This is a genomic window from Robertmurraya mangrovi, from assembly GCF_034427655.1.
Classification (GTDB): domain Bacteria; phylum Bacillota; class Bacilli; order Bacillales; family Cytobacillaceae; genus Robertmurraya_A; species Robertmurraya_A mangrovi.
Map to the genome: position 1 here is coordinate 1 of NZ_JAXOFX010000011.1, position 26,087 is coordinate 26,087.

The window sequence follows — 26,087 nt, forward strand, 5'->3', positions numbered from 1 at the left end:
TATCCTTCATAATAACTAGCTCCTTCCGTAATGTAGCTCTGATTTGGTTTGTTTTATCAATAAACATTCTTACCAAATTAACCTACGAATTTACGAGTAAGGAGCTAGTTTCGTTCATGATAACTCGCCGTCTGTGGGGTCTCGACCTTTCCTCTATTTCCCGCTGGAGTCAAGTGCCTTCCGCTACAATCCACTCAGTAGTAAAAATGTTGGTATTATAGTAAGAATTTTTCAAAAAAAGAGCAAAAGAGGACTATTCCTACAGGAAAAGCCCTCTCTAATATATTATTAAAACTAGATTACAACCGGCTCTTTTTTAGATGGTTGAGTAGATTTCTCAACGATATCACGAGCGATCCAAACTCCGCATGCCCCGGCTTGGGCAAGGCCACGTGTGATTCCAGCTCCGTCTCCACCTACATATAACCCACTGATTTCCGTTTCGAAGCGGTCATTAATTTTTGGTCGAGCAGAATAGAACTTAGCTTCTACTCCATAGAAAAGTGTATGTTCTGAAGCTAAACCAGGAGAAACGTGGTTTAAGGCCTCTGTCATTTCAATTAAACTCTTCATTGTATTATATGGAAGAACTAATCCTAGATCACCAGGTACAGCTTCCTTTAAAGTAGGTTCTAAAAATCCTTCTTTAATTCTCTTCTCTGTTGATCTTCTTCCTTTTAATATATCACCGTAACTTTGAACAATGATTCCACCATTTGAAAGACTATTCGCTAGACGTGAAACCTCATGAGCATATTCATTTGGCTTATCAAATGGATCAGAAAATGTATGTGATACAAGTAAGGCAAAGTTCGTATTTGGGCTTCCTAGTTTTGGATCCTTATAGGCATGACCATTTGCCAGCATAATACCAGAGTGATTTTCAACAACCACATGCCCCGAAGGATTACTACAGAATGTACGTACTCTTGTTCCAACTGAAGTGTTAAAAACAAACTTACCTTCGTATAAATGTTCATTGATTTCTTCCATTACAATATTAGATGTTTCAACGCGTACACCAATATCTACTTGATTATTAATCATCTTCAATCGACGAGACTTTAACAATTTTGCCAACCATACTGAACCATCACGACCAGGTGCAATGACAACTTTGTCTGCCGTAATTGAATCACCAGATTTTAGTTTAATCCCTCTAACAACATGACCATCAGGAGTTTTCTCTGTAATTAGATCTTCCACTTCTGTTTTAAATACCATATCAATTTTGTCTTTAAGGTATTCAAAAATACTCATTAAAATTTCTAGATTTTGTTCTGTCCCTAAATGTCTTACTTGTGCACGTAACAGCTTTAGTCCCGCTGCATAACCTCTTCGCTCAATTTCTCTTACTTTATCAGTCAGCGGATCAGTAATGCTTTCCGTTGCTCCATGCTGTAAGTTAATTTCATCAACATACTTAATCAAATCAATCACTTGCGAATCTGGTAAGTAATCGGTCATCCAGCCTCCAAATTCGCTTGTAATGTTGAATTTACCATCTGAATAAGCACCTGCACCACCAAAACCATTCGTAATAGAACAAGCAGGTAAACAGCCAGCAAAATCCTTTCTTCCAGCTGCTGGTGGACACTTTTCAATTTTCTTCTGTAAGATTGGACAATTTCTTTTATATATATCATGGCCTTTATCAATTAATAAAATCTTTGCTTCAGGCATTTTAAGATTCAATTCATAACAAGTAAATATTCCGGCAGGACCCGCACCGACAACGATTACATCATAGTTCGTTTTCATGGTTTTATTCCCCCAACGCTGCATCATTTTATTTATATTTCGTTAATTTCTTAACCCTTGGATAATATATCAAACAAAAAGAACTGAGTCAACCAATTTTTACGAACTTTATTTATAAATGCATAAATTAATGTTCGTAAATAGAGTATTTTATGTAATATTAGAACAATTTAATTAATTTACTAATCTAAACACAAGAAAAAGAGACTGATTATTCAGCCTCTGCTTCTATAAACACTATTTCTTCTTTTAGCAGTGTTTTCCTCCACCATAGAAACTTGCACCAATAATGATTAGTAAGATGAATAGTACTACGATTAAAGCAAAGCCACCGCCGTATCCTCCACCGTATCCTACTCCTGCAACTACTGGAGCAGCTGCTTGAGGGTATGCATATCCTGGGTAACAAGGGTCACATCCATATCCACTATGTCCGTACATTGAGTATACCTCCTTGAATTTCAAAAACTAATAAATCTTACATTTACAAGGTATGTAGTAGGTACTTGACCCGCATGTGCATTCGCCCAATTTATTTAAAAAGTTAGATGTGAACTTTTTCCATTAATAAAAAAAGCCACAAATTGTTCACTGTGGCTTTCTCTTCTTACTTATCTTCTTCAATAAAAATCTTTAAATATTCACCATAACCTTCTTCTTGTAGTTTCTCTTTTGGGATAAATTTTAGCGCAGCAGAGTTAATACAATAGCGCAAACCGTCAGGACCAGGTCCGTCATCAAAAACATGACCTAAATGGGAGTCTGCTGTTTTACTTCTCACTTCTGTGCGAATCATAAAGTGGCTGAAATCCTTCTTTTCAACCATCTCTTCGTCTGTTAATGGTTTTGAAAAACTTGGCCAGCCACACCCAGCATCGAATTTATCCTTAGAACTGAACAAAGGCTTTCCTGAAACTATGTCTACATAGATTCCTTCATTAAACTCATCCCAATATTCGTTTCGGAATGGTGGTTCTGTCCCATTATTTTGAGTTACCTCATATTGTATAGGAGTTAATTTTTCGATAACTTCTTTTTTATCTTTTTGACTCATGATTTTTCACCCCAGTGCTGTTCAATGAATGTATCTCTGCCAGAGCCTCTACGATAGGAGTTATATCTTAGCGGATCTTTTTGATAAAAATCTTGATGATAGTCTTCTGCTGCATAAAATTCTTTGGCAGGGAGGATTTGCGTTACAATCGGTTTAGCAAATCGTCCACTTTCTTGAAGCTCTTTTTTTGATCCTTCTGCCAATACTCGTTGTTCCTCATTATGATAGAAAATCACCGTTTGATAAGATTGACCTCGATCATAAAATTGTCCGCCTGGATCGGTTGGGTCAATTTGTTGCCAAAAGGTTTCAAGTAGTTTTTTATAAGAAAAAATAGTTGGGTCAAAAATTATTTGTACCGCTTCATAATGCCCAGTTGTTTCTGAACACACCTCTTTATAAGTAGGGTTTACAACGTGTCCACCCGTATACCCTGATACGACCTTCATAATGCCTGGCTGAGTATCAAACGGCTTCACCATACACCAAAAACAGCCTCCAGCAAATGTAGCAAGTTCAACATTTTTATTTTCCATGAAACCACCTCAGTTCCAAATATGTAATGTCTTTAACACTTAGTAATAGATTAAAGAAAATGAACGGGATATGCAAACTTAGAGGTTCTTTACCAACAGAAAACCTCTTCATATGAAGAGGTTTTCTATTATTTCCTATGTTTAACATGCTTCGTGATATTTTTCCACTTTTTCTTTTCTTCTGCTTGCGCTCGTTTGTCCATTTTTCGATCTAAAAAGGCAAGCTCCTTTAATAACTTTTTATAGCTAATTAGCCTATCTTGGTCAAACTGACCTTCCTCAATTGCCGTTCTGACTGCACAACCAGGTTCATCATCATGTTTACAATCTCTAAATCTACAATCTTCTGCAAGAATCTCAATGTCTGAAAAGCTCTCAGCTAGTCCGGATTCGCTTTCCCATAATTGAATCTCTCTCATACCCGGAGTATCAATAAGGATAGCACCAGATGGAGTGAGAATTAATTCTCGATGTGTTGTGGTATGGCGACCTTTATCATCATCTTCACGAATACCTTGAACCTTTTGCTTTTCTTCTCCTACAAAGTAGTTAGTTAACGTTGACTTTCCTACCCCAGAAGAACCTAGAAGCGCTATTGTTTCTCCTGGTTTTAAGAAAGTTTGTAGTTGTTCAAGCCCAATTCCGTTCACAACACTAACTGAGATTACAGGCACCCCTAATGCTACAGATTCAACTTCGGCCATTTTCTCTGCAACATCATTAGATAAATCAGCCTTGGTTAATACAATGACTGGGTTTGCTCCACTTTCCCATGTAAGAAGGAGATATCTTTCCAGTCTTCGTAGATTCAAGTCATCATTTAGAGAGTTAACTAGGAAGACGGTATCTACATTCGTTGCTACAATTTGTTCATCTGTTGTTTGTCCAGCGACTTTTCTTGAAAATTTACTTTTACGAGGTAGTACGGCTAAAATGGTACCTTTTTGTTCATATACACGCGCTTTAATGACAACCCAGTCTCCAACTGCAGGGTAATCTTCCCTTGAAGAAGCCTCATAAGAGAATTTTCCTGAAACTTCACATAATAGTTCCCCTTCATCGGTCCACACTCTATATAAACGTTTATGCTCAAGAGCCACTCTTCCTACTAATACATCTTGACTCTCAAATTTTTCAAACTCATTTTTTACATATTCATTAAATCCCAATGACATAACATTCATCTTTGTTCCTCCAAATTGTTATAAGAATATCTTCTCCTGTTGTCATTCCAACAAAAGAAGTCAACAAAAAAACCATAGGCAATCACAGCCCATGGTTTACGTTAAAAGGAAACAAAGGTTACCTCATTAGTTACGTTACCTGAACATTAGATGGGCTGTGAAGTTAAACATATCGACATTTTTAGTTACAATTAATAAGTTTGTCATTTTACTTCACCCACCTTTCAAAAATTAGCTATCTCCTAAAAAAACGAAGATGCTTAACGAATTAATTTCATTATATTTGATAAAAACGTAATTGTAAACAGAAATGTTAATTAAAGGTGTAAAAAATATTATATTCCTTTTTCAATATCCGTCCTGTGCACCAACCTAGTTCCCTCCGCATATCTTATTGACGTGAACTTATTAAGATCGGAGTGAGAGGTATGTCTGAAAAGAGAAATCATCATGATTATTTTCAAAAAGCCATGATGTATGATTTGTTATCAAAATATTATAAATATATGGATCCGGTCATGCACGTAAACTATTATCAAAAGCATTTGAAATATTTGAATAAAGGTGTACAAAGCATGCGAAATGGCATGATGCAACAAATGAACCAACCTCAACCTAGTAGAGTAAGAGTCATTCATGCGTCACCTGATGCACCGAATGTGGATGTATATGTTAATGGGAATCGAATTTTAAGAGATGTTCCTTATAAACAAGTAAGCAACTATATGTCGTTACCAGAGGGTAGATACCAAATTGACATTTATCCTGCAGGAGAGATGGTTTCAACCGTCATTAGTAGAAAAGTGAATGTTGAATCAGGAAAAAACTACACACTAGTAGCTGCAGGGCCAGCCAACAACTTAAGATTACTAACATTCGAAGACCAACCAAGAGTTCCAATGGGGGAAACGAAAGTCCGCTTCATTCATCTATCGCCTGATGCACCAGCAGTAGATATAGCTGTAACGAAAGGAGATGTTATTTTCCCAAATGTGTCCTTCCGTCAGGCAACTAATTATTTGCCATTGTCTCCTATGACAGTTGATTTAGAAGCTAGAGTGGCAGGAACAAAGAATGTAGCACTACCTCTTCCAGGGGTTCAACTGTCACCAAATGAGGTCTATACTGTGCTTGCTGTTGGTTTAGTTTCCGGAGAACCAGGTCTAGAGGCTATTATTATAAAAGATTAAGGCAAAAAAGGTGGCTATTTGAGCATAGCCACCTTTTATCTTTGTGTTGGTACCATAAGTGTAAACTTGATTAAATCACTTTTTAAGTTAAACTCATCTACCTTCACTTTTATATCACTTTTTAATTTCATTTTCTGAAGGGATACATAAATCATCTCATCATTAGGCTGGATTATAACCCAACGAGGAAAATCATATTTGTCTCTAATAAATTTTAATACATAGGAAACGGGCAATTGAAGTTGACCGATTGAAATTGATTTTTGTTTCAAAAGTAAATCTCCATTCGGTAAAGCTTCTGGCTCAAAAGTTAGTTTCATTTCAATATCTTGCGTAAAAACTTTAATCGTCCCATACAATTCAACTTCATCTGTTAACAAAACGTTATATTTAAAAGGACTTTTCGGACCTTCCGTTTCTATATAGTGATTAATTAGCTTATTTAAATCCTTTTTATTCGATTGAATATTGAATTTTACTAATTGCTCATCATCATAATCTTGTAAGTCTAAATCCTCGTCAGCCGGGACATATAATAAAAACGCTAAAACAGCTAACACGGCTATATTAATACCTAACAATATAAAAAAGAGTCTTTTCCAATACATCTTCATACTAGTTACCTACTTTTTGGGCTGCGTATTTTCTCTCCGAAAGTGTACTCATAACCTTACTTTTTATAATGGAGTAAACCTCTCCAGCCATTAACTCATAACCTCTGTCATTAGGGTGGAAATAATCAGTATAAAGGAGATTTTCCTCCGAACCTTTAAAAATGTCAGCTATATCAACAAAATACGTGTGTGGATGCTCCGCTAAAACAGACTGGCTTGTTTGGTTCCAATCTTCCATCACCAGATTTAATTCTTCAACATTTGAGAACCACTTCATAAATGGGTTGTATAATCCAATTAATATAATAATACTTTCTTTATTTTCCTGTCTAATAACCTCTACAATTGACCTTAAGTTTTTCTCAAAGTGAAGTTTTTCTTTTTCAAAATGCCTCATTTCTAGGTTCGAAAAATTTTCCCTGACTACTTTCATCAGATCATTCCCACCAATGGTTAGCATGACCACATCTGCTTTTTGCACGGCTTCTTTAACCTCAGTTGTTTTCAATCTAGTAAGAAGTTGTGAGGATCTATTTCCACGAATACCAAAATTTTGTATTTCGGTACTTTTTATTCCCCTTTCCTCTCCTAATAGCTGTTCTAAGTAATGTAGGTAGCCTCCCTTGTTCAGACTATCCCCTACTCCCTGGGTTAAAGAATCACCCGCTGCTACAAAATGATAAGTTTCAGGAATAAAGTCTACTGGAACTTTTTCCTTCAAAAAAGTTTTCGTCTCCCGTAAGTCGTTAAGATTACCATTGTATGCAACTGGAGTAGAACTACATGAAGCTAGAACAAATGAACAAAGAAAAAGTGAGGTGAATATCTTTTTCAAATTAGTCACCTTCCTTTTAAAAATTATTAAAGATAAATACAATTCACTCTATTGTATTTTTAAGTATAGATATTATAACACGATATCTAGTATCCAAAACATTTCTACTTTATAGATCATACATCTCTCTACAAAAAAAGACCTATTCAGGTCTTTCTAATAAAACATACTATTGTAATGCTTCTATATCATTTAGGATTTCTTTAAAAGGAATTTCGTTTAATCCATTATAATATTTAACAATGGTTCCTTCTTTGTTAACTAAATAAAAATCAACTCCGTGAATGACTTGATCTTCATTTGCCGGCTTCTTAACCAGTGCTTTGAAGTTCTTTTGAGCAAAAGTTTCAATAAATGTTTGCTCATAGCCTGTTAAAAAGTGAAAGTTGCTGTAATCAACATTGAACTTATTACCAAATTCCTTTAAAGTTTCAGGTTTGTCTACTTCTGGGTCAATAGAAAAAGAAACAAATTCAACATTTTCATAGCCCTTTTCCTTAACCATTTGTTGTAACCTGACCATATTGGATGTCATCGGTAAGCAAACATCTTCACAATTCGTAAAAATGAAATCAGCAACCCAAATCTTCCCTTTTAAATCTTCTAAACCAAAGGATTGCCCCTCATGATTGATAAACGTAAAATCTTCTACCGGCCAGTCTTTTGCATTCTTTATTCCCTTTTGTCCACATGCAGCTAGTAACAATACAGTGGCTAACAAAATTATTTTAAATAATTTAAGATTCATCTTATGTCTCACCTTCAAATTTTCTTACTTTCTCAATTGATAATTCTAGCAAAAGTTAGTGAATTAAGAAAGAAGAAGGTATGGACAAATTGTGAACAACCTTAATCAATGACACCCGTTCTAACTATTTTATTATTAATTCTTATATCGAACTCCGCTGTTTTAAGCATTTCTCTCCATTCCTCTTGCTTAAAATTCTTTCCTCTCACTCTTGAATTGTAAAAATTTCCAAATCCAACCGGATCAATACCTAGGTTTTGAAAATGAGCAATTAAATTTGACATTTCCTTTTTGATTTCTTTTTCAGTTATTTTCTTTAATATTTTTACTACCTCAGGATTTCCTAAGTCAACATTTTCTGAAATCTCTAAAACTCTTGTCTCTAAGTTTACTTCCACTGAGAATTTTGGCTTTTCTTTATCAAGTAGCTTAATCTTTCTATTTGAATTAATATTGTCTACTGTTAAAATTAGTTTTTCTTTATCACTAACATCATCTTTAATAAATTTTTTTAATTCATCAATTGGTAATTCTAACTCTAGTGCACCTGCTTTATATTGGTCAATTAGTACTTTTAAAAAAAAGAGCTTATTAAGTTTAAGTTCTTCAATATACTGATCGTCCTTAAATAACCCTGCTCCTGATATGACGATATCCCCAGCATCTAATTTTAAAATAGGTATAACCGGGTCCTTTCCTTCATCATAGAAGCTATGGTTATACTCATATAATGTAGGGGAGATGACAAGCTCCTCTTCAACATTTTGCTTAATTAATTGATACAGGTACGTTCCTAAGTTCTGACTTGCTTCAATTTTATTTTTCTTTAATAGGTCTTCTGCTGTTCCCTTTGCTACACTTATATATAGCATATTTCCGATAGTAGCATCACGGTTTAAGGTATCCACTAGACGGCCAGTCCCATCTTTTGCAACTTCCTCACCAAAAACAACGACACGCAACTGACCAGATACTAATTTATTATTTGACTTTAGATTCTCGTTTTCTCTAATTCCCTTACTCGTCTTTCCTTCATCACTTATAATGTTTGAGATATTTTTCATTTGAGGGTCAAACGTCTGCAATACTGCAGTACCCTTTATAACATCCTTTTTATCAGAGTAATCAAAGCCGACAGCAGTAATAAGACCTAGTTGCTCCAATTGGTTTTTTTCAACACAACCAGTTACAGGGATTAAAAGAATAATTATAGTAAGAATGTTAACTACTCGTTTCATTCTTTTTACCCCCCTTGAAGAGTTTCTTTTTGACTAGTACAATCGCTGCCAATAAAACGGGATAGATAAATGCTGTCCCATAGCTAATTCTTCCAACCCAATCTGTAACCATATTCATTTGATATCGTGCTCTAATAAAAAAACACAGTCCCCAAATAATACTTGCAGCTATGAATATATATCGTCTTTGATTTTTTCCAAACACCCTTTTTATTCCCTTCGTTGCAGCCCATAAATAGATACAAATATTGGGTAAGACAATTAACATCCAAAAAGAGATAGCAATAAATTCAAACCGTTCAAGGTTAGGAAATTGGATTATCTTAAACATAGATAAAACAGGCCAAATGGTTCGGGTCAGACTCACCTCTGAAAAGAATCCTATTGAAACTAATGTAACAACTGTAAATAAAAGAGTGGTGTAGGCATTACCCATTTGCGCATAAAAGTTTGCCCTCTTTTTATTTTCAATATAGGGGAAAACAAATAACAAAAGCTCGAAGCCAATAATAGAAAGGGCGGTTTTTGAAATACCCTTTATGATGTCCAATGTCTTCGTTTCCCATATTGGAAGCAAATGAGTAACATCTAAATGTCCGAGTGGTGCGCTAAGCATAAAAGCTAACCAAATAGTTAAAATGACAGACATAAAGCATATTCCCACTACAACTCTAATTCCCCCTAGTACTCCATAGACACCAAGCAATAATAAAATAAGGGATAGGACCCATGTTTGTAGATCTGGGAAAACCCACGCTTGGACAATTTCCACATAATTCATCACGATGATAAAGCAAGCTGACAAAAGGTAAAGGACATAAATTAAACTTAGGAGAGCACCTATATATTTACCGAATATATCATAGTGAATTCCATATAAATCAGCACTTTCATACTGATTTAACATAAATAGAATGATATAGATTACCCCAGCAGTGAGGACACCTGCAAAGAACACAGAGATCCACGCATCATGTTTCGCCGTAAGAAATACAATCCTAGGAAGACCTGCAATTCCTACACCTGCTTGTGCAGCATGGATAATGAATGCTACGAGAAAAGTATTAAATAAATAGGCCTTTTTTGGATAAAGATTTACTTTCATATTTTACGCCCCTATTCATCCACATCCTTAATAGTCTTCGCCTTTTTCAAAGGATAGCGTCTTTTATCGGTTGGTTCATTCGTTTCTGGTCTGCCCCCTAGATATTGGAGTGGCAGTCTAAAGATACTGTATCTTAAATCATGGAATGAAAATGGATAGATGGGAGTTAAATATGGTCTTCCGAGTGTTGACAATTTGAGTAGATGAATCAGTAGGATACAAAATCCAATCATGATTCCTACACCACCCCAAATTCCAGCTAAAACTATAATAGGAAAGCGAACAATTCTAATAGCAGAACCCATGATATAACTAGGAGCTGTAAAGGAACCTAATGCACTAATAGCGATAATAATAATTAAGATGTTACTAGTAAAGCCAGCTTCAACCGAGGCCTGACCGATAACGATACCGCCAACAATACCCATCGTTTGACCTACTTTTGTTGGTAACCTTGCCCCTGCTTCTCTTAGCATCTCTATGATAAACTCCAACAACAAAGCTTCAAATATAGGTGGAAAAGGTACATTTGACCGTGACTGTCCGAGTGAAACTAAGAGTGGTGAAGGTATAACTTCATAATGATAAGTTAACACCGCCACATATGCAGGAGTTAGTAGAACCGAAAGAAAGATAGCCACCAGTCGTAGCATTCTAATAAAAGAACCCATGTTCCATCTCATATAGACATCTTCCGTTGATTCAAAGAAACTAAAGAACGTTGTCGGACCATAGATGGCAGCTGGACTTCGATCTAGTAGTACTCCTACTTTTCCTTTAATAAGAGCAAGGCAAAAACGGTCTGGCAACTCTGTTGTAATTAGTTGAGGAAATACAGTCCAACTGTTGTCCTCTATATATTGAGCTAATACAGAACTATCTTGGATATGATCAACATCTAAATCGTTTATTCTCTGACGCAAAGTATTTACATTCTCTTCCTCTGCAATGTCACTTATATACACTAATTTTCCATTTACTTTTGTCCTCCGACCAACTGTTATATCTTCCATAACCAAGTTAGCATCTACAATATTATTTCGTATTACATTCAAATTCGTACTTAACTGTTCGGTAAAAGAAATTTTCGGACCATAAACTAGAGATTCCGTTTCCGCTTGCCCTAGCGATCTTGCCTCCGCCTTTTTTACATCCCCTATTATTCCAAAAGGTTCTCCCTCTTTATAAAGATAGAGACTACCTTTTAATAGAACTTCCTTAATCTCCATTAATTGATTTGTTACGTTTACTTGTGTTAACGGTAATATATTTAAAATGTCCTCTGTAGTATTAATATTTCCCTTTGATTCTAATAAAGGTTTTAATACAAACTCATCAATAATCTCCGTTTTTACAAGGTTAGAAATGAAAATGATAATATATTTCTTATCGTCTCGATGAAAGACTCGAAATACTAGGTCAGGTGACTCGTTCAACTCTTTATTTAGTTGTTCTTTTAGTTCAGTAATATCTAAGCTATGTGCTTTTTTTTCCGTTTCACCATTTTTACGGCGTTTTCTAAACATTTGTCTCACCCACAAGTTTCGGTTTGACTTATTTTCTCCCATTATTTAAAAATTATGGGTAAAAATTATAGGCATTGTTAAGTTTGTATGTTCCCAGCTTTGTCTTTACCTGTGATGAATCAACATTTTGCCGACAAAAAAACATCCTAGCACTTTAGGATGTTTCTCCACTTGAATTTTTCATTGTCTCAAAGAAATTTTTAATAAACTGTTGGTAATCGAAGTTTCTTGCTACATTATGCCTTTGGTAGTCTTCTTTTTCAACGGTTCTACGAAAATCTCCGATACTTTGACCAAATGAAGGTCCTGTATTAACCACTACTTTTACTGGTACTTCCTCGTATTGTATGATGGACTTACTTGAAACAGCCCAGAGAGTAAGTAAATCATGCAATGGGCTACCGCTAATTTGCGGATCTCTCTTTTTATAAAACTCATAATAGTAATCAACCATGGGCTTTACCAATAAACCAATTTTACTTTGAGTCTTCTGGTAATGCTGGTCTAATTGATTTACCATTTCAGGAGTAATGATTGCCCCGCTAGTAACATCCAAAGGAATAATAAAAACAGGCTTTGGTGACTTATTAATTATGATGTTAGCTGCATATGGGTCACCATAAAAATTAGCTTCAGCAATAGGAGTTATATTGCCAGGGCTTTGAAAGGCTCCACCCATAATGTAAAATTCTTTTACACTTTTCATTAATTCAGGATACAAGATAAAGGCCGTTGCTAACGAACTTAATCTTCCAACATTGACGATAATAACTTGATTTTTATACTTTTCAATTAAAGTATTTATCTCATAAAAGTTTTCAAAACTTGGTAATGGTATGTCTTCAGGTATAATGGGCCCAAGTCCTTCTAATCCATGAACCTCTGGAAAGTACTCTGGGCTTTCACCCGTTAATGGCAAGTCCGCTCCACCAAAAACAGGTATATCCGTAATACCCGTTAACTGCTGTAGATAAGCTGCATTTCTAACCGCATCTTCTTTTGAAACATTACCATAGTCTGCAACAACACCAATGATTTCAATTTCCTCGTCAAACAAAGCGTAAATGATTGCTACCATATCATCGATACCAAAATCACTAAATAGTAACACGTATTTTTTCATATCCTCACCTCTTAATTCTTTTTTGGAGGTACGTGTGTACATTTCTAGTTACATCTTGTTACAATTAGGCTCGGCTTATCCATTGTTTATGTATAAAGGGATTTTAATGGTAAATTCCGTGCCTTTCCCTTTTTCACTAGTTACAGAAATATTCCCTTTCATTCTTTCAATGATTTGGTAACAAACCATCAAACCAATACCAGTTCCTTTTTCTTTTAAAGAATAGAAGGCAGTACCTAACCGTTCTAGTTCTTCTTGAGTCATCCCAACCCCTGTATCTTCAATCTGCAGCACTCCAAAACCGTTTTCCTTATATACCCTTATACTTAAAGTCCCTTTTTCTTTGATAGCTTCAATACCGTTCTTTAGGATATTAATTAACACTTGTTTTAATTCTCCTAAATTACCTTTAATGAATACTTCCTCGGAAATATCCGTTTTTAACTCAATACTTTTAGACATCATGGCATAAGAGTTCATCAAATCCGTTACCTTATTAACTAAGAGACCGGCATCCACTTTTTCCGTTTGTTCTAAATCGGGCTTAGCTAACGATAAATAATCATTAATAATGTTCTCAGCCCGATTCATCTCTTCAATCATAAGTTTTACATACATATGCTCTTCTTTTGATAATTCATCTTTAGACAAGAAAATTTGCAAAAATCCTTTTACAACAGTCATTGGATTTCTAATTTCATGAGCAACAGAAGCAGCAAGCTGACCGATGGCATTCATCTTTTCGGCTCTCTGGAGTTCTCTCTGCAACTTTGACTTTTGAATGATATTCTCCATTTCACCGAAAGCTAATTCAAATTGGCCAATTTGTTCATGTTGCTGGATTTCTGCACCTAATTGTTTTGATGTAATGGAGAGCTGTTCAAATAAAGTAGATAATTGGTCTGTCATAAAATTAAATCTATCAAACAATAAACTTAAATCTGTTTCTTCATCTACATGAAGTTTTACATCAAAATTGCCTTTACTAACCTCATTTATACCCTTAATAATTTCATTCATAGGTTCTAAAACTTTATATAAACCTCTTTTTAAAATATAAAACACAATGATGCTTATTATGACAAAGATCAGAAATAAATACGTTGCTAATTCCTTTTGGAAGGAATCAATAAGGGTTGCGTTAGCATCTATGGCTAATAATGCAACAACCTTACCTTCGTCATCCATGATTGGTGAAAATGCAGTAACCCATAAACCGTACTGATCTCTATATAAACCACTGAAAGTAACTGTTTTTGTTTTGACAGCTTCTTTAAAAGCAGTAATATATTCTTTTTCTGCTTGATAATTAGAAAATGAGTACAAGCCTAACTCACCATATCCATGTGACCCCACTAGAATATAAATACCCTCATTTTTTTGAATTTCAGGTAGGACAATACCACTATCTAAATGTACAGAGTGCTTTTCTTTTATTAAAGAAACAAATCTTTCAAGTCGTTTGTGTGCATCACTATGCTCTGTTCTGTTTTCAATGACATTTATTACATCATTCGTCCTAATCGTTGAACTCCACAATGTAGCTAGGCCAACTATACGGTCTTCGATTTGCGCTTCCATTTGTTTAGTTTGTAGAAAAAAACTTATACTTGCAATCGAAATCACAACAATAAAGGTAATACAAAAAGAAAATAACAACACCTTTTTAATAATGGGTAATCTTTTTAAATGTCCTATCATCATTTTTCTCCGATTTCATATTTTTAGGCTGACATTTTCAATTGGTCTGTTGTTTAGTGATCAAAATTGCTATCATTTTAAACTTTTATATATTAATGTAAGATTTTGACTATAAACACTTACCCATTCGACAAATTCTTATTAATCTCCTACTGGCATTTCAAAAAAATACAAAATATTACTTCTAGTTATCTTTTAAGATAGTAGAAGTCAGCATCACACAAAAAATTACTCATTTATGTTATGATATTTTGGTATGTAAATAGATTAAAAGTCAGGTGATACGATAATGAAACTAAAAGTTTTAGGCTATTTTTTATTTTTAACGGCTCTATTGTTAATGATAACTGGCTGTTCTTCTTCAACTAAGGAAGAAGCAACAGAAAACGATACCACTGAACAATCAGCCCACGATGGACATGCTCATTCTAGTGGGGACTTACGAGAGCTAACTAATTCTGTAGATACACTACCTCAGTTTTTAACCGATAAGCCTGAACAAATGCAAATCATCTATGCTGCTGCTGCTAAACACCAAGAATTATTAGAGTATATGCCTTGTTATTGTGGCTGCGGTGATTCAGTTGGTCATAGAGATAACTATGATTGTTTTGTATTTGAGAATAAAGAAAATGGAGAAATCATGTGGGACGACCACGGAACTCGATGTGGTGTTTGTTTGGAAACGGCTGCTGAAAGTATTCTTCAATATAAAGATGGTAAAAGTATTGGGGAGATAAGAGAATATATTGATAACAAATATAAAGAAGGTTTTGCGGAACCAACTAAGACGAAGATACCAGATGGGATTTAAAGTAGTAAAAGCTCCAGGGATTTTGTTCCTGGAGCTTTTTTTGAGCTGATTTCTATATTTTTTTGAGAGATGAACCTATTTTTGCTTTCGGGTGAACTTTTTCGACTACAAAGTAGCCCTGAAATTTGCATCTTTATGAAGATATCATCGGTTTTGTGGGAGATATCATCGAATTTTTTAATATATCATCGATTTTAGACTAGATATCATCGATTTCTATTAAAATATCGTTTTTTCGACAAATCACTCGAAATAATACATAAATCCAATCGCCCCTGGGCCAGTGTGTGTGCTTATAATTGGAGTCGTGTACTCAACGTCAATTTTATCATAGCCTGTTAGTTCTTTAACCGCATCTTTCAGCTTACCAGTAAGTTCAGCAGACTCAGCATGAACTAAACCTACACCTTTAATAGTTTTACCCTTAACGTCTTCAGCAAACTGTTTAGCTAAATACTTGGCTACTTGTGTGTAACTTCTAGCTTTTGAAACGGGAGTGTATACGCCTCCCTCAAGAGATGCAATGGGCTTAATATTTAATAAGGAACCAATCATGGCTTTGCCCTTACCAATTCGTCCACCCTTTACTAGGTTCTCCAAAGTGTCAACTACTACAAATAATCTCGTCTGTTCCCTAACAACATCTAAGCGGGAAGTAATCTCTTCCATGCTTTTTCCCTCACGTGCCATCTCCGCTGCTTCAATGACTTGAAAGGCTAATCCTTTTGAAATAAAACGGGAATCAACAACCCTTACCTTTGCAGAAGACATACTAGCGGCTGTCTCCGCAGATTGTACCGTTCCACTCATGCCACCAGTCATATGTATCGATAAAACTTCATAACCTTCTTCTCCTAATCGGTTATAAAGCTCCACAAAAGTACCTACTGCTGGCTGTGAACTTTTTGGAAGTTCTTTTGAATCTTTCATTTTATGTATGAACTCTTTAGGAGTAATATCCACTCGATCAAGAAAAGTCTCACCGTCAATTTGAATGGACAACGGTACCACTTCAATGTCGTATTGTTCAATTAATACCGCTGATAAATCTACCGTTGAATCCGTTACTATTTTAATCTTGCTCATTTTATTCACTTCCTATATAACTTGGATACTTAAGATTATACATGTTCTTGACAAAATATTAAATTAAATGGTCCTATCCTACTAATAGAGAGAAAAGAAAAAAGTGCCGACTGTTAGCCGACACTCAAAATATTAGGCGTTATTCTTGAGTTCTGGTGACTTGAATATCTCTTCATATACAGGCCACTTTAATACTCGTTTTAAATGTTCTTTGAATGAGTAACACTTCTTTACTTTTCGATCCCCATAAAGAGAGGTAATAAATGTTTGCAAACGGACTTGGATTAAAAAATAATAAGGGCTATCTTCCTCCAATACTGGAATATCCATGACTTTTACCTTCTGTCCAACAACATTTTTGAACTCTAGGCTTTTGAATAGCAAAGTATCAATCCTCTTTTTCACCCGTTTGATTATATTATACATTAATTGTTGGTCGAAGTGTGTCTGTTTATGCCTTCTTTATAAAAAAATATTCATTAAAAGCCTGTTAAAACAACCTAATTACCCACACTAGATGAATGAAGCAAACACAAGAGTACAAGATTGTGGAGAATATGGTTAAGGTTCTTAAAGTAAGGCTATTAAACCCTTTCTTAACTCCTGTTAGAGAAAACAAAACTATTGATAACCCTACTTTTGTTCCTAAAAAAATGAATGGATTCCGTTCATATAAAATACTCATCACAGGATTTAGCTCTGATATCTCATTTATAGATAAGCCATAAAACGTTGCAAAAGCATCAAATAAGTTTAATATCCCTAGATACAGAAAAAATGACCTCAATTGATCACCACACTCATTTTTTTACTATTTTTAACTTAACTACAAGATTCATACTTAAAAGTTGCTATATATATAGATATAGCTATTGTTCTTTAATAAGAACAATGCATTGGAAAATTACCATTAAATATGTGCAACAAAGTACTTACTTTTAATTTAGACAAACAAAAAACCCTCCCGTTCGAATCGTAAGAACGGAAGGGCTATCTAATTTCTTAACTTGCCTCAGTTGAATGATTGTCGTACTCTTCTTCAAGTTCTTTGTCTTTTCTAAGTTTACGCTTATAAACAACTTTTGATAAATTAATACTAATCTCATATAAAAATAATAAAGGTATCGTTACTAGTACATCTGATAAGAAATCAGGTGGAGAAATAATAACGGAAATGACAACAATAATAAAATAAGCGTACTTACGAATTTTTTGTAACACGTAAGGATTGATAATCCCAAGTGATGTTAAGAACATAATGACAACCGGTAATTCAAATAAGACTCCAAATGGTAATGTCATGTTCATTAGAAATCTAAAATACTTTTCAGCTGTAAAATTAGTAACAAGCATTTCTCCACTTAATTCAATTAAGAAGTTTAGAACAGTTGGAAAAATTACAAAGTAACCAAAACATAAACCCACCAGAAATAATGCAAATAAGGCCGGGACATAAGCTAATGTTATTCTTTTTTCTATTGGTTTTAATCCAGGTTTAACAAACAACCAAATTTGTAGTGCCAATACGGGAATCGTACCAGCTATAGCAATTACCGTCGCGAGCATAAAGTAAACCCAAATAATATCACTTGGCCCTAAGACAATAAGCTTTACTTCTAGGTCTCGAACTAACCAACTATATATATCCTTAACGTATACAAATCCTAAAACAAAGAAAACTAAGAAAGCCAATATTGAAATGATCAATCTTTTTCTAAGTTCTTCTAAATGATCTATTACATTCAATTCTCTATCTTCCATATTTTACCCCTGCCAATTTGAAGGTTTTTTCAAGAAAAAAAGTGCAAGATGAATATCTCACACTTATTTAGCCGCTTTTTTCTTTTCTTCTTCAAAATCATCCATAACATCATTTGTTAATTCTCGAGTAGACTTCTTAAATTCACGAAGTGTTTGCCCGAATGCACGACCGATTTCCGGAAGCTTCTTAGGTCCAAATATAATTAATGCTAGAACAAGAATTAATATTAATCCAGGTACTCCAATGTTTGATAACATATAAGACATCTCCTATATTTACAGTTTAGGTATTAAATTTATTTCAAACAATCATTTTTCTAGACTACAGTAACATACTAACATGATTATAGTATTTTTCATTCCCTTTTTGTGAAAAATTAATTAAAGTTCATAAGAAATTCACAAATCATTAAAAAAAGCCCCTTCTTAATAGAAAAGGCTAATTAAAATTTCACCAATATCTAACAAATCAAATCAATAAGTTAAATAAATTACTGTCTTTATTTACTTCTGTAAAGGCAAAACCTTTCTTATTCATCCGTTTTAGCAAGCCATCATAATCTTCTCTTTTTTGCAGTTCAATTCCAACAAGTGCTGGTCCATTATCTTTATTATTTTTCTTCGTGTACTCAAATCTAGTAATATCGTCTGTTGGTGCGAGCACTTCGTCTAGAAACTCTCTCAATGCCCCCGCTCTTTGAGGAAAGTTTACAATAAAATAATAGAGGAGTCCTTCATACAGTAGAGACCGTTCCTTGATTTCCTGCATTCTACCAATATCATTATTTCCACCACTAATGACACACACGACATTCTTGCCTTTTATTTCTTCTTTATATAAATCTAAAGCAGCAATAGGCATAGCACCAGCTGGCTCCGCTACAATTGCGTGTTCATTATATAATTCCAGTATACTAGTGCAGACTTTACCCTCAGGAACGAGTAGAATATCATCAAGGCCATTACGACATATTTCAAATGTCTTTTTTCCTACACATTTTACTGCAGCTCCATCAATGAATTTATCAATTTCATTTAAGGCAGTTACACCGTTATTCTCAATCGATTCGTTCATAGAAGGTGCACCGGCAGGTTCTACCCCAATAAGTTTTGTGTATGGTGAAATACTTTTTATGTATGTGATTAGACCAGCCATTAAACCGCCCCCTCCAATGGAGGCAAACAGGTAATCCACTTCTTCCTCACAATCATTCAAAATCTCTACCGCTACTGTACCTTGACCTGCAATTACAGATTCATCGTCGAATGGATGAATGAAACAGCGCTGTTCCTGATCTGCACAGGCCATTGCTTGATAATACGCATCATCAAAAGTATCTCCAACAAGGATAATATCGACATATCCACGACCAAATAATTCCACTTGTGATACCTTTTGTCTTGGAGTTGTTGTAGGCATGTAAATTTTTCCATTTACTCCGAGATGCCGACATGCAAATGCGACTCCTTGTGCATGATTCCCTGCACTTGCGCATACCACACCATTTTTCAAAAGATCTGTATCAAGTGATTTCATTTTATAAAAGGCACCCCGAAGCTTAAAGGAGCGAATATGTTGCAAATCCTCCCTTTTTAAATAAACGTTGCATTCATATTTTTCCGATAATCGCTCATTTTTCTGCAAGGGTGTATGGGCAACAATGTCTTTAAGTTGTTGATAGGCAATTAAAATATCCTCTAACTGTACCCACTTCTTCTTCAATACCTTCTGTTCCATATGTCACCCTCATTTCTTTATTATGTAATTTAGAAGGATAGATTCCAAACGCATGCAATTAATTTATTGCAGGATAATTAGACCCCTCTAAATAATTACGAATAATATATTTGGATTATTTTTGACTACTAAAAGTCTGAGTTGATTGGAGCGGAGGGCACTTGACTCCTGCGGGAACAGAGGGACACGGGAGACCCCACAGGCGGTAACGCCGAGGAGGCTCCCTTCCCTCCCCGCGGAAAGCAAGTGCCCGGAGCGGAAATCAACGGGCTTAGTTATTAAGTAAAATTACAATAAGTCTTATTAATTTGTTCATTATATCACGTAATAAATTACATTCAAGTCTATTTTTTAAAAATTTACACTTTTCAAACTTCTTTCAAGGTTATAAATAATATAAATGACATATAATAATCTCAAACAAATCTATTTATAGATGGAGGGATAAAGGATATGGAATTTTCACTTTGTAGTCTAGATTGTGCAATCCCAGTTGAGGTAACTTTAGATGAAGACAACGGACGCTATATGATTCGGAAAAGTGACACGAGCGGTGAAGTTTTCAATACTGCTCAGGAGCTAATTGAGTGGGTAAAAGCTAATTTACAAAAAGAAGAATTTTGTGACCAAGAACAGTTTTTACAAATGCTCAATAGTTTAACAGAATATGTTAATAATCCCCAAGTTTAAGTTTGTCTTTATCTCTTTATTACTTTAATATAGTAATAAGGAGGAATAAACTATGACTTTTTCAATTAGAGAAGAGATTGCCAATTCTATTACTCATGGTATTGGATTCCTTTTAAGTATACCGGCGTTAGTCTTACTGATTGTTTTTTCTTCAGCAACTGGAGATCCTTGGCGAGTGGTAAGCTTTACTATATTTGGTGTAACCATGCTTCTTCTTTACCTATTTTCAACTTTACTTCATAGTATTCAACATAAAAAGGCCAAAGACTTTTTTGAAATAATGGACCATTCGGCCATCTATTTGTTAATAGCAGGTACCTATACACCGTTTGTTCTAGTTTCTATAAGGGGTGCCCTTGGATGGACTCTTTTCGGAGTTGTATGGGGGCTTGCTGTAATTGGAGTATTATTCAAAGTTTTCTATGTAAAAAAATTCATCGTACTATCCACTGTACTCTATGTTATCATGGGCTGGCTTATTGTCATTGGGATTAAACCTCTATATATGGTCATTGGTAATGGTGGATTTGCTTTACTACTAGCTGGTGGCATTTTATATACGATTGGTTCCTTTTTTTATGTTTTTCAAAAGGTCCCTTATTTTCATGCTATTTGGCATGTCTTTGTACTAGCGGGTAGCTCCTTTATGTATTTATGTATCATTTTATACGTATAAATGAAGGAGGGTGACTGAGTCATCCTCCTTTTTAACTATGAAACTTTTTGTTTTTCTTGTATAGTGTTTACTATTAATGTTCTTACCTCTACTGCTATTTCTTTTAAATCTTTATCTTTATACATATTAGGCTCAATCGGAGGTAAGATGGTAACTTTAATATCAGCAGGTTTAATCATTCTTCCGTTCTTTTCAAAAACATCTGACGTTCCCTCAATACAAATAGGTACAATAGGTACTCCTGCATCTTTAGCTAGTCTAAAGCTTCCCGATTTGAATTCTCCTATCGGTCCACCCTTACTTCTAGTTCCTTCGGGAAAAATCACCATTGAATGTCCTTTTTTTAGAATGTCTACTCCTTCTCTAATCGAACGTATCGCTTGGCGACGATCTTTTCTATCTAAGAAAACACAGTTTAGTACCGTCATCCATGAGGAGATTATCGGTACTTTTTTTACTTCTATCTTAGAGATAAAACCAAAAGGCTTATCGATGTAACCAAGTAATGTTGGAATATCAAAATCCCCTTCATGATTACTAATAAACACAACGGGACCATTAGGAATAAGTTCTTGTCCTTCCACTCGAATATTAGAACCAGTTATTTTCATAATGGTTTTCGACCAATATTTTGGAACTTTATGAATAATTTTATCTTTTTCTTCAACGGGTAGATTAGCATTTAACTTCTTCATTTTTGCAAGAGTAGGTAAGCTATAGACTAGATAACCACTCATATAAAGGAAGCAAGCAATTAAACGAAACATATATGACCTCCAAATTTGTTTGACGCTTATCATTATATAATAATAATATTCTATCCATCTATAGATTCAGTATAAAAAAGATTGATTGTCCATGATATTAGAAAGTCATTCTACTATTTCAAAATAAATGGGCAAATATAATTGACATTTTTTTCTTACAATCATAAACTGTATATGAGCATATGTTCATATACAGTTTATTTTGTAGTTTAATAAATAATACATTCTAGGGATAGAAATGGAGCTGGCAAAGATGGAACAACGAGAGCATTCTTTTTTAACAACAGAAACGGTGGATGAGGTTTCGAGAGTGTTTAAAGCACTGGCAGACCCTACAAGAATTAAAATTTTATATTTATTGTCTCAAGAAGAGTGCTCGGTTAATCATATCGCAGAAGTACTTGAGCTAACTCAATCAGCAGTTTCTCATCAATTAAGCTTTTTACGCAACTTGAAGCTTGTAAAATATAGAAGAGATGGGAACTCGTTTTTTTACACCTATGATGATGAACATGTAATCACCATATTGAATCAAGTGATTTCACACGTGAGCTGTAAGTAAATAAAATTATATTAAAGGAGGGAGATCCATGGGTCATCATCACCACCATGGCCATGATCACCACGGACATCACCATCACTTTGAAGAAACAAGAGAAGGAAATAAAAAAGGTTTGCTCATTGCACTCCTTATTACTACAGGAATTATGGTACTTGAATTTTTCGGAGGGTTGTTTACAAACAGCTTAGCATTATTATCAGATGCTGGACACATGTTGAGTGATGCTAGCTCATTGCTTTTAAGTTTCATCGCTATGTGGTTTGCAACGAAGCCTGCTTCACCAACAAAAACTTATGGATTTTACCGATTTGAAATTTTAGCAGCCTTATTTAACGGGGTTACTTTGTTCATTATAGCAGGCTTTATTATTTGGGAAGCCTATGAAAGATTTATGGTACCTCAGTCCGTTTCAAGTGGAACGATGATCGTCATTGCATCTATCGGTCTATTCGCTAACTTATTAAGTGCCTGGGCATTGTTAAAGAAAGGTGACGTAAAAAATAACGTTAACTTACGAAGTGCTTATTTACATGTACTTGGAGATGCACTTGGTTCAGTGGGTGCGATTGTAGCAGGTATCATTATGCTGGTTTTTGGCTGGTACTTGGCTGATCCAATCATTTCAGTTCTCGTATCACTGTTGATTTTAAAAAGTGCATGGGGAGTTATAAAACATTCTGTTCATATCTTAATGGAAGGAACACCATCGCGTATTAAGCAAGGAGAAGTAAAGAAGGCACTAGAAGAGATAGATGGTGTTTTGAATGTACATGACTTGCATATTTGGACGATTACCTCTGGCTTAGACTCATTAAGTTGTCATATTCTCATTGAAGATCATCATGACAGTCAAAAATTATTGCAACTTGCTATCAATAAGATAAAAGAAGAATTTCACATCGAACACGTTACCATACAAATTGAAACATCTTCTATCTCTCACCATGAACTATGTGATGCTTAGCTTATAAAAAGGGACAATGCCAATTTAATGGTATTGTCCTTTTTGATTAATTAGTTCTTTCATAAATGTGATAGTAATAAGTATAAGGATTCTTTTCATCTGTAATCCCTTTTTCAACAAACACTTCTTTCCATTCATTATAATCAATTTCAGGAAAGAATGTATCGCCTTCAAACTCATGGTGGATTTTCGTTATATACAACTTTTCAGTCTGTGGTAAGAACAGTTTGTAGATTTGCTCCCCGCCGAAGATAAATATCTCCTCTTCACCTTCACATAGTTTAAAGACTTCTTCTTTACTATGGGCAATCTCACAACCCTCGGCTTGAAATGCTCTCTCTCGTGTTAAAACGATATTCCTTCTACCAGGAAGAGGCCTTCCAATTGATTCATAGTTCTTTCTTCCCATAATAATCGAATGACCCATGGTTGTCTTTTTCACATATTGCAATTCGCTAGGAAGCCTCCATGGAAGATTATTATCTTTACCAATTACTCTGTTTACATCCATTGCAACAATAATGGAAACAATCATTCCTTCAACACCTTCATTCCATTTAACTGTTAAATGCTAAACCGCTACAGGAGCTTTAATCGTTGGATGTGGTTCATATCCCTCAATCTTGATATCTTCCATTTCAATTTCAAATACAGACTTTTTGTCAGGATTTAAAATTAGTTTTGGAAGCTCCTTAACTTCTCTCTCAAGCTGAATATTAATTTGCTCAACATGATTTACATAAATATGTGCATCACCAAGTGTATGAATGAACTCTCCAACTTCTAATCCACACTCATGAGCGATTAAGTGGGTTAGTAATGAATAGCTGGCAATATTAAATGGAATGCCTAGGAATATATCCGCACTTCTTTGATATAATTGACAAGACAGTTTACCTTCAGATACATAGAATTGGAATAACGTATGACATGGAGGCAAAGCCATCATAGGTACATCTTCTGGATTCCATGCTGACACGATTAATCTTCTAGAATATGGATTTTTCTTTATCGTTTCAATGACATCTTTTAATTGATCAATCGTTTCGCCACTTGAAGTTCTCCAGTCTCTCCATTGCTTTCCGTATACATTTCCAAGTTCGCCGTATACTTTTGAAAAATCATCATCAGATAGTATCTTTTCTTTAAAGGCTTCCATTTGTTTTTCATATTCTTGGCCGAATTGTTGATCTGTTTGTGCTCTTAAACCAAAATCAGTCATATCAGGTCCATAATATTCTGAGCTTTCAACCCACTTTTTAAAAGCCCACTCATTCCAAATATTGTTATTGTTTTGAAGTAAGTATTTAATATTTGTATCACCTTTAATAAACCAAAGCAATTCACTTGCGATAAGACGAAATGGAATACGTTTTGTCGTTAATAAAGGGAATCCCTCACTTAAATCAAATCTCATTTGATAGCCAAATGTAGAAATTGTACCCGTCCCTGTACGGTCATCCTTTTTTACTCCATTTTCAATGACGTGCTTACACAAATCTAAATATGTATGTTCGCTTTTACTCACAATAAATTACTCCTTTCCTTATTCTCTATGTTAAAAATTATTATGTCCTTTTAAAATAAAAAAGGTTGTTCTATTTAACAACCTTTCAAACATTTATAATATTATTCTATCAAAAAATAGAGACTAATAAAGGTTTTTTATAAAATCATACGTTTTAGGAGCTTTTAATCGTAATTGCTCCTTATGTTCTCCACCTAAATAAAACATGGCGAAAGTTTCGGCAAAATATTCTTCGGAAAAGGTTAAAAAGTAATCCTGATTTGGAAATACGTTTCCTTTTTCATCATTCCAAATTTTCAGATATCTTTGGTTATAGCGAAGGTCATCAAATACTTGCCGATCGATAGAATGTGCTAGCTCATGAAGTTCGAGGTTAACCGACCCGTGTCCCTTCCCTTTTTCACTATGCCCAATTTTGACGAGTACCGTTTTTGATCCACCAATTCCTGGTATGTCATCCCACATAATCTGGTTAATATACCCTCTTGGTACTAAACCACGCAAATGCTCCGTAGTTGGATTATCCGTTAATCTCCCATTAAATAATTTGACATCAATACCCTCTTGATTAATTTTTTTTAATAGAGATTGAGGTAATTGGTTAATTCTCGTAATAATAGCAGCTGCTTCTATTTCGTTAAAAGGATCTAAAGGGAGTACAATAATATTTCCTAGTAATCTTTTAGAATCAAGCTCTAGTGTTTGAATGAGTACGGAGTTTTTCGGGTAATACTTTAATGGTAGCCCTCCTGTATAGGCTTGTGAGTTCCCCATTAGCATTAAGGATATCGTACATATCACCAGTAATAATCCCAGTTTTCTCAAATTACTCCCCCCTACACCAGCATGATGTCTAACTAATCCAAAATTTTCGCAATTTTAGTAA

General features: G+C 34.7%; 28 protein-coding genes and 1 pseudogene. 6 read left to right on the forward strand and 23 right to left on the reverse strand.

Annotated elements, in window-relative coordinates; genetic code table 11:
• Positions 1-294 precede the first annotated feature (294 nt).
• From SM124_RS15415 to rsgA, 5 genes and pseudogenes are all read right to left on the reverse strand, one after another.
• Positions 295-1,761: an NAD(P)/FAD-dependent oxidoreductase gene (locus tag SM124_RS15415; protein WP_322447413.1), complete on the reverse strand. Its 1,467-nt coding sequence runs from the start codon at positions 1,759-1,761 to the stop codon at positions 295-297.
• Between the two features lie 249 nt (positions 1,762-2,010).
• A pseudogene (locus SM124_RS15420) lies at positions 2,011-2,103 on the reverse strand (YjcZ family sporulation protein); the annotation flags it as partial.
• A 265-nt stretch (positions 2,104-2,368) separates the two neighbouring features.
• Complete coding sequence (gene msrB, locus SM124_RS15425; protein WP_322447414.1) at positions 2,369-2,815, reverse strand: peptide-methionine (R)-S-oxide reductase MsrB; 447 nt, start codon at positions 2,813-2,815, stop codon at positions 2,369-2,371.
• On the reverse strand, positions 2,812-3,351 hold the full coding sequence (gene msrA, locus SM124_RS15430) for a peptide-methionine (S)-S-oxide reductase MsrA (RefSeq protein WP_322447415.1): 540 nt from the start codon (positions 3,349-3,351) through the stop codon (positions 2,812-2,814). Before msrA ends, msrB begins: the two co-directional genes overlap by 4 nt.
• Positions 3,352-3,479: 128 nt before the next feature.
• A complete protein-coding gene (gene rsgA, locus SM124_RS15435; protein ID WP_322447416.1) occupies positions 3,480-4,535 on the reverse strand; it encodes a ribosome small subunit-dependent GTPase A in 1,056 nt (351 codons plus the stop codon).
• 428 nt (positions 4,536-4,963) lie between these two features.
• Between rsgA and SM124_RS15440 the strand changes: the two genes are divergently transcribed.
• Positions 4,964-5,725: a DUF4397 domain-containing protein gene (locus SM124_RS15440; protein WP_322447417.1), complete on the forward strand. Its 762-nt coding sequence runs from the start codon at positions 4,964-4,966 to the stop codon at positions 5,723-5,725.
• 35 nt (positions 5,726-5,760) lie between these two features.
• On the opposite strand, the gene SM124_RS15445 is transcribed toward SM124_RS15440, so the two are convergent.
• The 8 genes from SM124_RS15445 to SM124_RS15480 form a co-directional block, all read right to left on the reverse strand.
• The gene (locus SM124_RS15445) at positions 5,761-6,339 is read right to left on the reverse strand and encodes a YpmS family protein (protein ID WP_322447418.1); all 579 of its coding nucleotides are present in this window, start codon (positions 6,337-6,339) and stop codon (positions 5,761-5,763) included.
• A gap of 1 nt (position 6,340) precedes the next feature.
• On the reverse strand, positions 6,341-7,060 hold the full coding sequence (locus SM124_RS15450; RefSeq protein ID WP_322447419.1) for an SGNH/GDSL hydrolase family protein: 720 nt from the start codon (positions 7,058-7,060) through the stop codon (positions 6,341-6,343).
• Between the two features lie 283 nt (positions 7,061-7,343).
• Entirely contained in the window at positions 7,344-7,922 is a 579-nt protein-coding gene (locus tag SM124_RS15455; RefSeq protein ID WP_322447420.1) for an SCO family protein, read from the reverse strand.
• Between the two features lie 101 nt (positions 7,923-8,023).
• Entirely contained in the window at positions 8,024-9,160 is a 1,137-nt protein-coding gene (locus tag SM124_RS15460) for a Ger(x)C family spore germination protein (RefSeq protein WP_322447421.1), read from the reverse strand.
• Positions 9,144-10,265, reverse strand: coding sequence for a GerAB/ArcD/ProY family transporter (locus SM124_RS15465; protein WP_322447422.1), 1,122 nt, complete (start codon positions 10,263-10,265; stop codon positions 9,144-9,146). The genes SM124_RS15460 and SM124_RS15465 overlap by 17 nt, the downstream gene beginning before the upstream one ends.
• 11 nt (positions 10,266-10,276) lie before the next feature.
• Positions 10,277-11,791, reverse strand: a complete 1,515-nt coding sequence (locus tag SM124_RS15470) for a spore germination protein (protein ID WP_322447423.1) — start codon at positions 11,789-11,791, stop codon at positions 10,277-10,279.
• Between the two features lie 154 nt (positions 11,792-11,945).
• Positions 11,946-12,914 carry a nucleoside hydrolase gene (locus SM124_RS15475; RefSeq protein WP_322447424.1) on the reverse strand — a complete coding sequence of 323 codons (969 nt, stop codon included), beginning with the start codon at positions 12,912-12,914 and terminating at the stop codon, positions 11,946-11,948.
• Between the two features lie 75 nt (positions 12,915-12,989).
• Positions 12,990-14,618, reverse strand: a complete 1,629-nt coding sequence (locus SM124_RS15480; protein ID WP_322447425.1) for an ATP-binding protein — start codon at positions 14,616-14,618, stop codon at positions 12,990-12,992.
• Positions 14,619-14,904: 286 nt separating this feature from the next.
• Here SM124_RS15480 and SM124_RS15485 point away from each other — a divergent pair, with 286 nt between their 5' ends.
• Complete coding sequence (locus tag SM124_RS15485) at positions 14,905-15,429, forward strand: PCYCGC motif-containing (lipo)protein (protein WP_322447426.1); 525 nt, start codon at positions 14,905-14,907, stop codon at positions 15,427-15,429.
• Positions 15,430-15,672: 243 nt separating this feature from the next.
• Here SM124_RS15485 and fakB read toward each other — a convergent pair whose 3' ends face one another.
• From fakB to ilvA, 6 genes are all read right to left on the reverse strand, one after another.
• Positions 15,673-16,515: a DegV family protein gene (fakB, locus tag SM124_RS15490; RefSeq protein WP_322447427.1), complete on the reverse strand. Its 843-nt coding sequence runs from the start codon at positions 16,513-16,515 to the stop codon at positions 15,673-15,675.
• 132 nt (positions 16,516-16,647) lie between these two features.
• Entirely contained in the window at positions 16,648-16,899 is a 252-nt protein-coding gene (locus tag SM124_RS15495; RefSeq protein ID WP_322447428.1) for a DUF2535 family protein, read from the reverse strand.
• A 106-nt stretch (positions 16,900-17,005) separates the two neighbouring features.
• Entirely contained in the window at positions 17,006-17,302 is a 297-nt protein-coding gene (locus tag SM124_RS24115) for a DUF5658 family protein (RefSeq protein WP_407691416.1), read from the reverse strand.
• A gap of 215 nt (positions 17,303-17,517) precedes the next feature.
• Entirely contained in the window at positions 17,518-18,276 is a 759-nt protein-coding gene (gene tatC / locus SM124_RS15505) for a twin-arginine translocase subunit TatC (RefSeq protein ID WP_322447430.1), read from the reverse strand.
• Positions 18,277-18,339: 63 nt separating this feature from the next.
• Positions 18,340-18,534, reverse strand: coding sequence for a twin-arginine translocase TatA/TatE family subunit (locus tag SM124_RS15510; protein ID WP_322447431.1), 195 nt, complete (start codon positions 18,532-18,534; stop codon positions 18,340-18,342).
• Between the two features lie 211 nt (positions 18,535-18,745).
• On the reverse strand, positions 18,746-20,014 hold the full coding sequence (ilvA, locus tag SM124_RS15515) for a threonine ammonia-lyase IlvA (RefSeq protein WP_322447432.1): 1,269 nt from the start codon (positions 20,012-20,014) through the stop codon (positions 18,746-18,748).
• Positions 20,015-20,467: 453 nt separating this feature from the next.
• Between ilvA and SM124_RS15520 the strand changes: the two genes are divergently transcribed.
• Both SM124_RS15520 and trhA read left to right on the forward strand, forming a co-directional pair.
• Positions 20,468-20,704, forward strand: a complete 237-nt coding sequence (locus SM124_RS15520; protein ID WP_322447433.1) for a hypothetical protein — start codon at positions 20,468-20,470, stop codon at positions 20,702-20,704.
• Positions 20,705-20,756: 52 nt separating this feature from the next.
• Positions 20,757-21,380, forward strand: coding sequence for a PAQR family membrane homeostasis protein TrhA (gene trhA, locus SM124_RS15525; RefSeq protein ID WP_322447434.1), 624 nt, complete (start codon positions 20,757-20,759; stop codon positions 21,378-21,380).
• 35 nt (positions 21,381-21,415) lie between these two features.
• Here trhA and SM124_RS15530 read toward each other — a convergent pair whose 3' ends face one another.
• On the reverse strand, positions 21,416-22,147 hold the full coding sequence (locus SM124_RS15530) for a lysophospholipid acyltransferase family protein (RefSeq protein ID WP_322447435.1): 732 nt from the start codon (positions 22,145-22,147) through the stop codon (positions 21,416-21,418).
• 253 nt (positions 22,148-22,400) lie between these two features.
• Between SM124_RS15530 and SM124_RS15535 the strand changes: the two genes are divergently transcribed.
• A complete protein-coding gene (locus tag SM124_RS15535) occupies positions 22,401-22,709 on the forward strand; it encodes an ArsR/SmtB family transcription factor (RefSeq protein ID WP_322447436.1) in 309 nt (102 codons plus the stop codon).
• Between the two features lie 28 nt (positions 22,710-22,737).
• The gene (locus SM124_RS15540; RefSeq protein ID WP_322447437.1) at positions 22,738-23,673 is read left to right on the forward strand and encodes a cation diffusion facilitator family transporter; all 936 of its coding nucleotides are present in this window, start codon (positions 22,738-22,740) and stop codon (positions 23,671-23,673) included.
• Positions 23,674-23,719: 46 nt separating this feature from the next.
• Here SM124_RS15540 and SM124_RS15545 read toward each other — a convergent pair whose 3' ends face one another.
• From SM124_RS15545 to SM124_RS15555, 3 genes are all read right to left on the reverse strand, one after another.
• Positions 23,720-24,208 carry a dihydrofolate reductase gene (locus tag SM124_RS15545; RefSeq protein ID WP_322447438.1) on the reverse strand — a complete coding sequence of 163 codons (489 nt, stop codon included), beginning with the start codon at positions 24,206-24,208 and terminating at the stop codon, positions 23,720-23,722.
• Between the two features lie 36 nt (positions 24,209-24,244).
• Positions 24,245-25,201 (reverse strand): thymidylate synthase, encoded by a 957-nt coding sequence (locus tag SM124_RS15550; protein ID WP_322447439.1) that lies wholly within the window; start codon positions 25,199-25,201, stop codon positions 24,245-24,247.
• A 123-nt stretch (positions 25,202-25,324) separates the two neighbouring features.
• The gene (locus SM124_RS15555) at positions 25,325-26,026 is read right to left on the reverse strand and encodes an anthrax toxin lethal factor-related metalloendopeptidase (RefSeq protein ID WP_322447440.1); all 702 of its coding nucleotides are present in this window, start codon (positions 26,024-26,026) and stop codon (positions 25,325-25,327) included.
• Between the last annotated feature and the right edge of the window lie 61 nt (positions 26,027-26,087).

Bases quoted from the DNA above. Each gene is read 5' to 3' on its own strand.
- SM124_RS15415 (WP_322447413.1), bottom strand. From the start codon at position 1,761: ATGAAAACGAACTATGATGTAATCGTTGTCGGTGCGGGTCCTGCCGGA.
- msrB (WP_322447414.1), bottom strand. From the start codon at position 2,815: ATGAGTCAAAAAGATAAAAAAGAAGTTATCGAAAAATTAACTCCTATA.
- msrA (WP_322447415.1), bottom strand. From the start codon at position 3,351: ATGGAAAATAAAAATGTTGAACTTGCTACATTTGCTGGAGGCTGTTTT.
- rsgA (WP_322447416.1), bottom strand. From the start codon at position 4,535: ATGAATGTTATGTCATTGGGATTTAATGAATATGTAAAAAATGAGTTT.
- SM124_RS15440 (WP_322447417.1), top strand. From the start codon at position 4,964: ATGTCTGAAAAGAGAAATCATCATGATTATTTTCAAAAAGCCATGATG.
- SM124_RS15445 (WP_322447418.1), bottom strand. From the start codon at position 6,339: ATGAAGATGTATTGGAAAAGACTCTTTTTTATATTGTTAGGTATTAAT.
- SM124_RS15455 (WP_322447420.1), bottom strand. From the start codon at position 7,922: ATGAATCTTAAATTATTTAAAATAATTTTGTTAGCCACTGTATTGTTA.
- SM124_RS15460 (WP_322447421.1), bottom strand. From the start codon at position 9,160: ATGAAACGAGTAGTTAACATTCTTACTATAATTATTCTTTTAATCCCT.
- SM124_RS15465 (WP_322447422.1), bottom strand. From the start codon at position 10,265: ATGAAAGTAAATCTTTATCCAAAAAAGGCCTATTTATTTAATACTTTT.
- SM124_RS15470 (WP_322447423.1), bottom strand. From the start codon at position 11,791: ATGTTTAGAAAACGCCGTAAAAATGGTGAAACGGAAAAAAAAGCACAT.
- SM124_RS15475 (WP_322447424.1), bottom strand. From the start codon at position 12,914: ATGAAAAAATACGTGTTACTATTTAGTGATTTTGGTATCGATGATATG.
- SM124_RS15480 (WP_322447425.1), bottom strand. From the start codon at position 14,618: ATGATGATAGGACATTTAAAAAGATTACCCATTATTAAAAAGGTGTTG.
- SM124_RS15485 (WP_322447426.1), top strand. From the start codon at position 14,905: ATGAAACTAAAAGTTTTAGGCTATTTTTTATTTTTAACGGCTCTATTG.
- fakB (WP_322447427.1), bottom strand. From the start codon at position 16,515: ATGAGCAAGATTAAAATAGTAACGGATTCAACGGTAGATTTATCAGCG.
- tatC (WP_322447430.1), bottom strand. From the start codon at position 18,276: ATGGAAGATAGAGAATTGAATGTAATAGATCATTTAGAAGAACTTAGA.
- SM124_RS15510 (WP_322447431.1), bottom strand. From the start codon at position 18,534: ATGTTATCAAACATTGGAGTACCTGGATTAATATTAATTCTTGTTCTA.
- ilvA (WP_322447432.1), bottom strand. From the start codon at position 20,014: ATGGAACAGAAGGTATTGAAGAAGAAGTGGGTACAGTTAGAGGATATT.
- SM124_RS15520 (WP_322447433.1), top strand. From the start codon at position 20,468: ATGGAATTTTCACTTTGTAGTCTAGATTGTGCAATCCCAGTTGAGGTA.
- trhA (WP_322447434.1), top strand. From the start codon at position 20,757: ATGACTTTTTCAATTAGAGAAGAGATTGCCAATTCTATTACTCATGGT.
- SM124_RS15530 (WP_322447435.1), bottom strand. From the start codon at position 22,147: ATGTTTCGTTTAATTGCTTGCTTCCTTTATATGAGTGGTTATCTAGTC.
- SM124_RS15535 (WP_322447436.1), top strand. From the start codon at position 22,401: ATGGAACAACGAGAGCATTCTTTTTTAACAACAGAAACGGTGGATGAG.
- SM124_RS15540 (WP_322447437.1), top strand. From the start codon at position 22,738: ATGGGTCATCATCACCACCATGGCCATGATCACCACGGACATCACCAT.
- SM124_RS15545 (WP_322447438.1), bottom strand. From the start codon at position 24,208: ATGATTGTTTCCATTATTGTTGCAATGGATGTAAACAGAGTAATTGGT.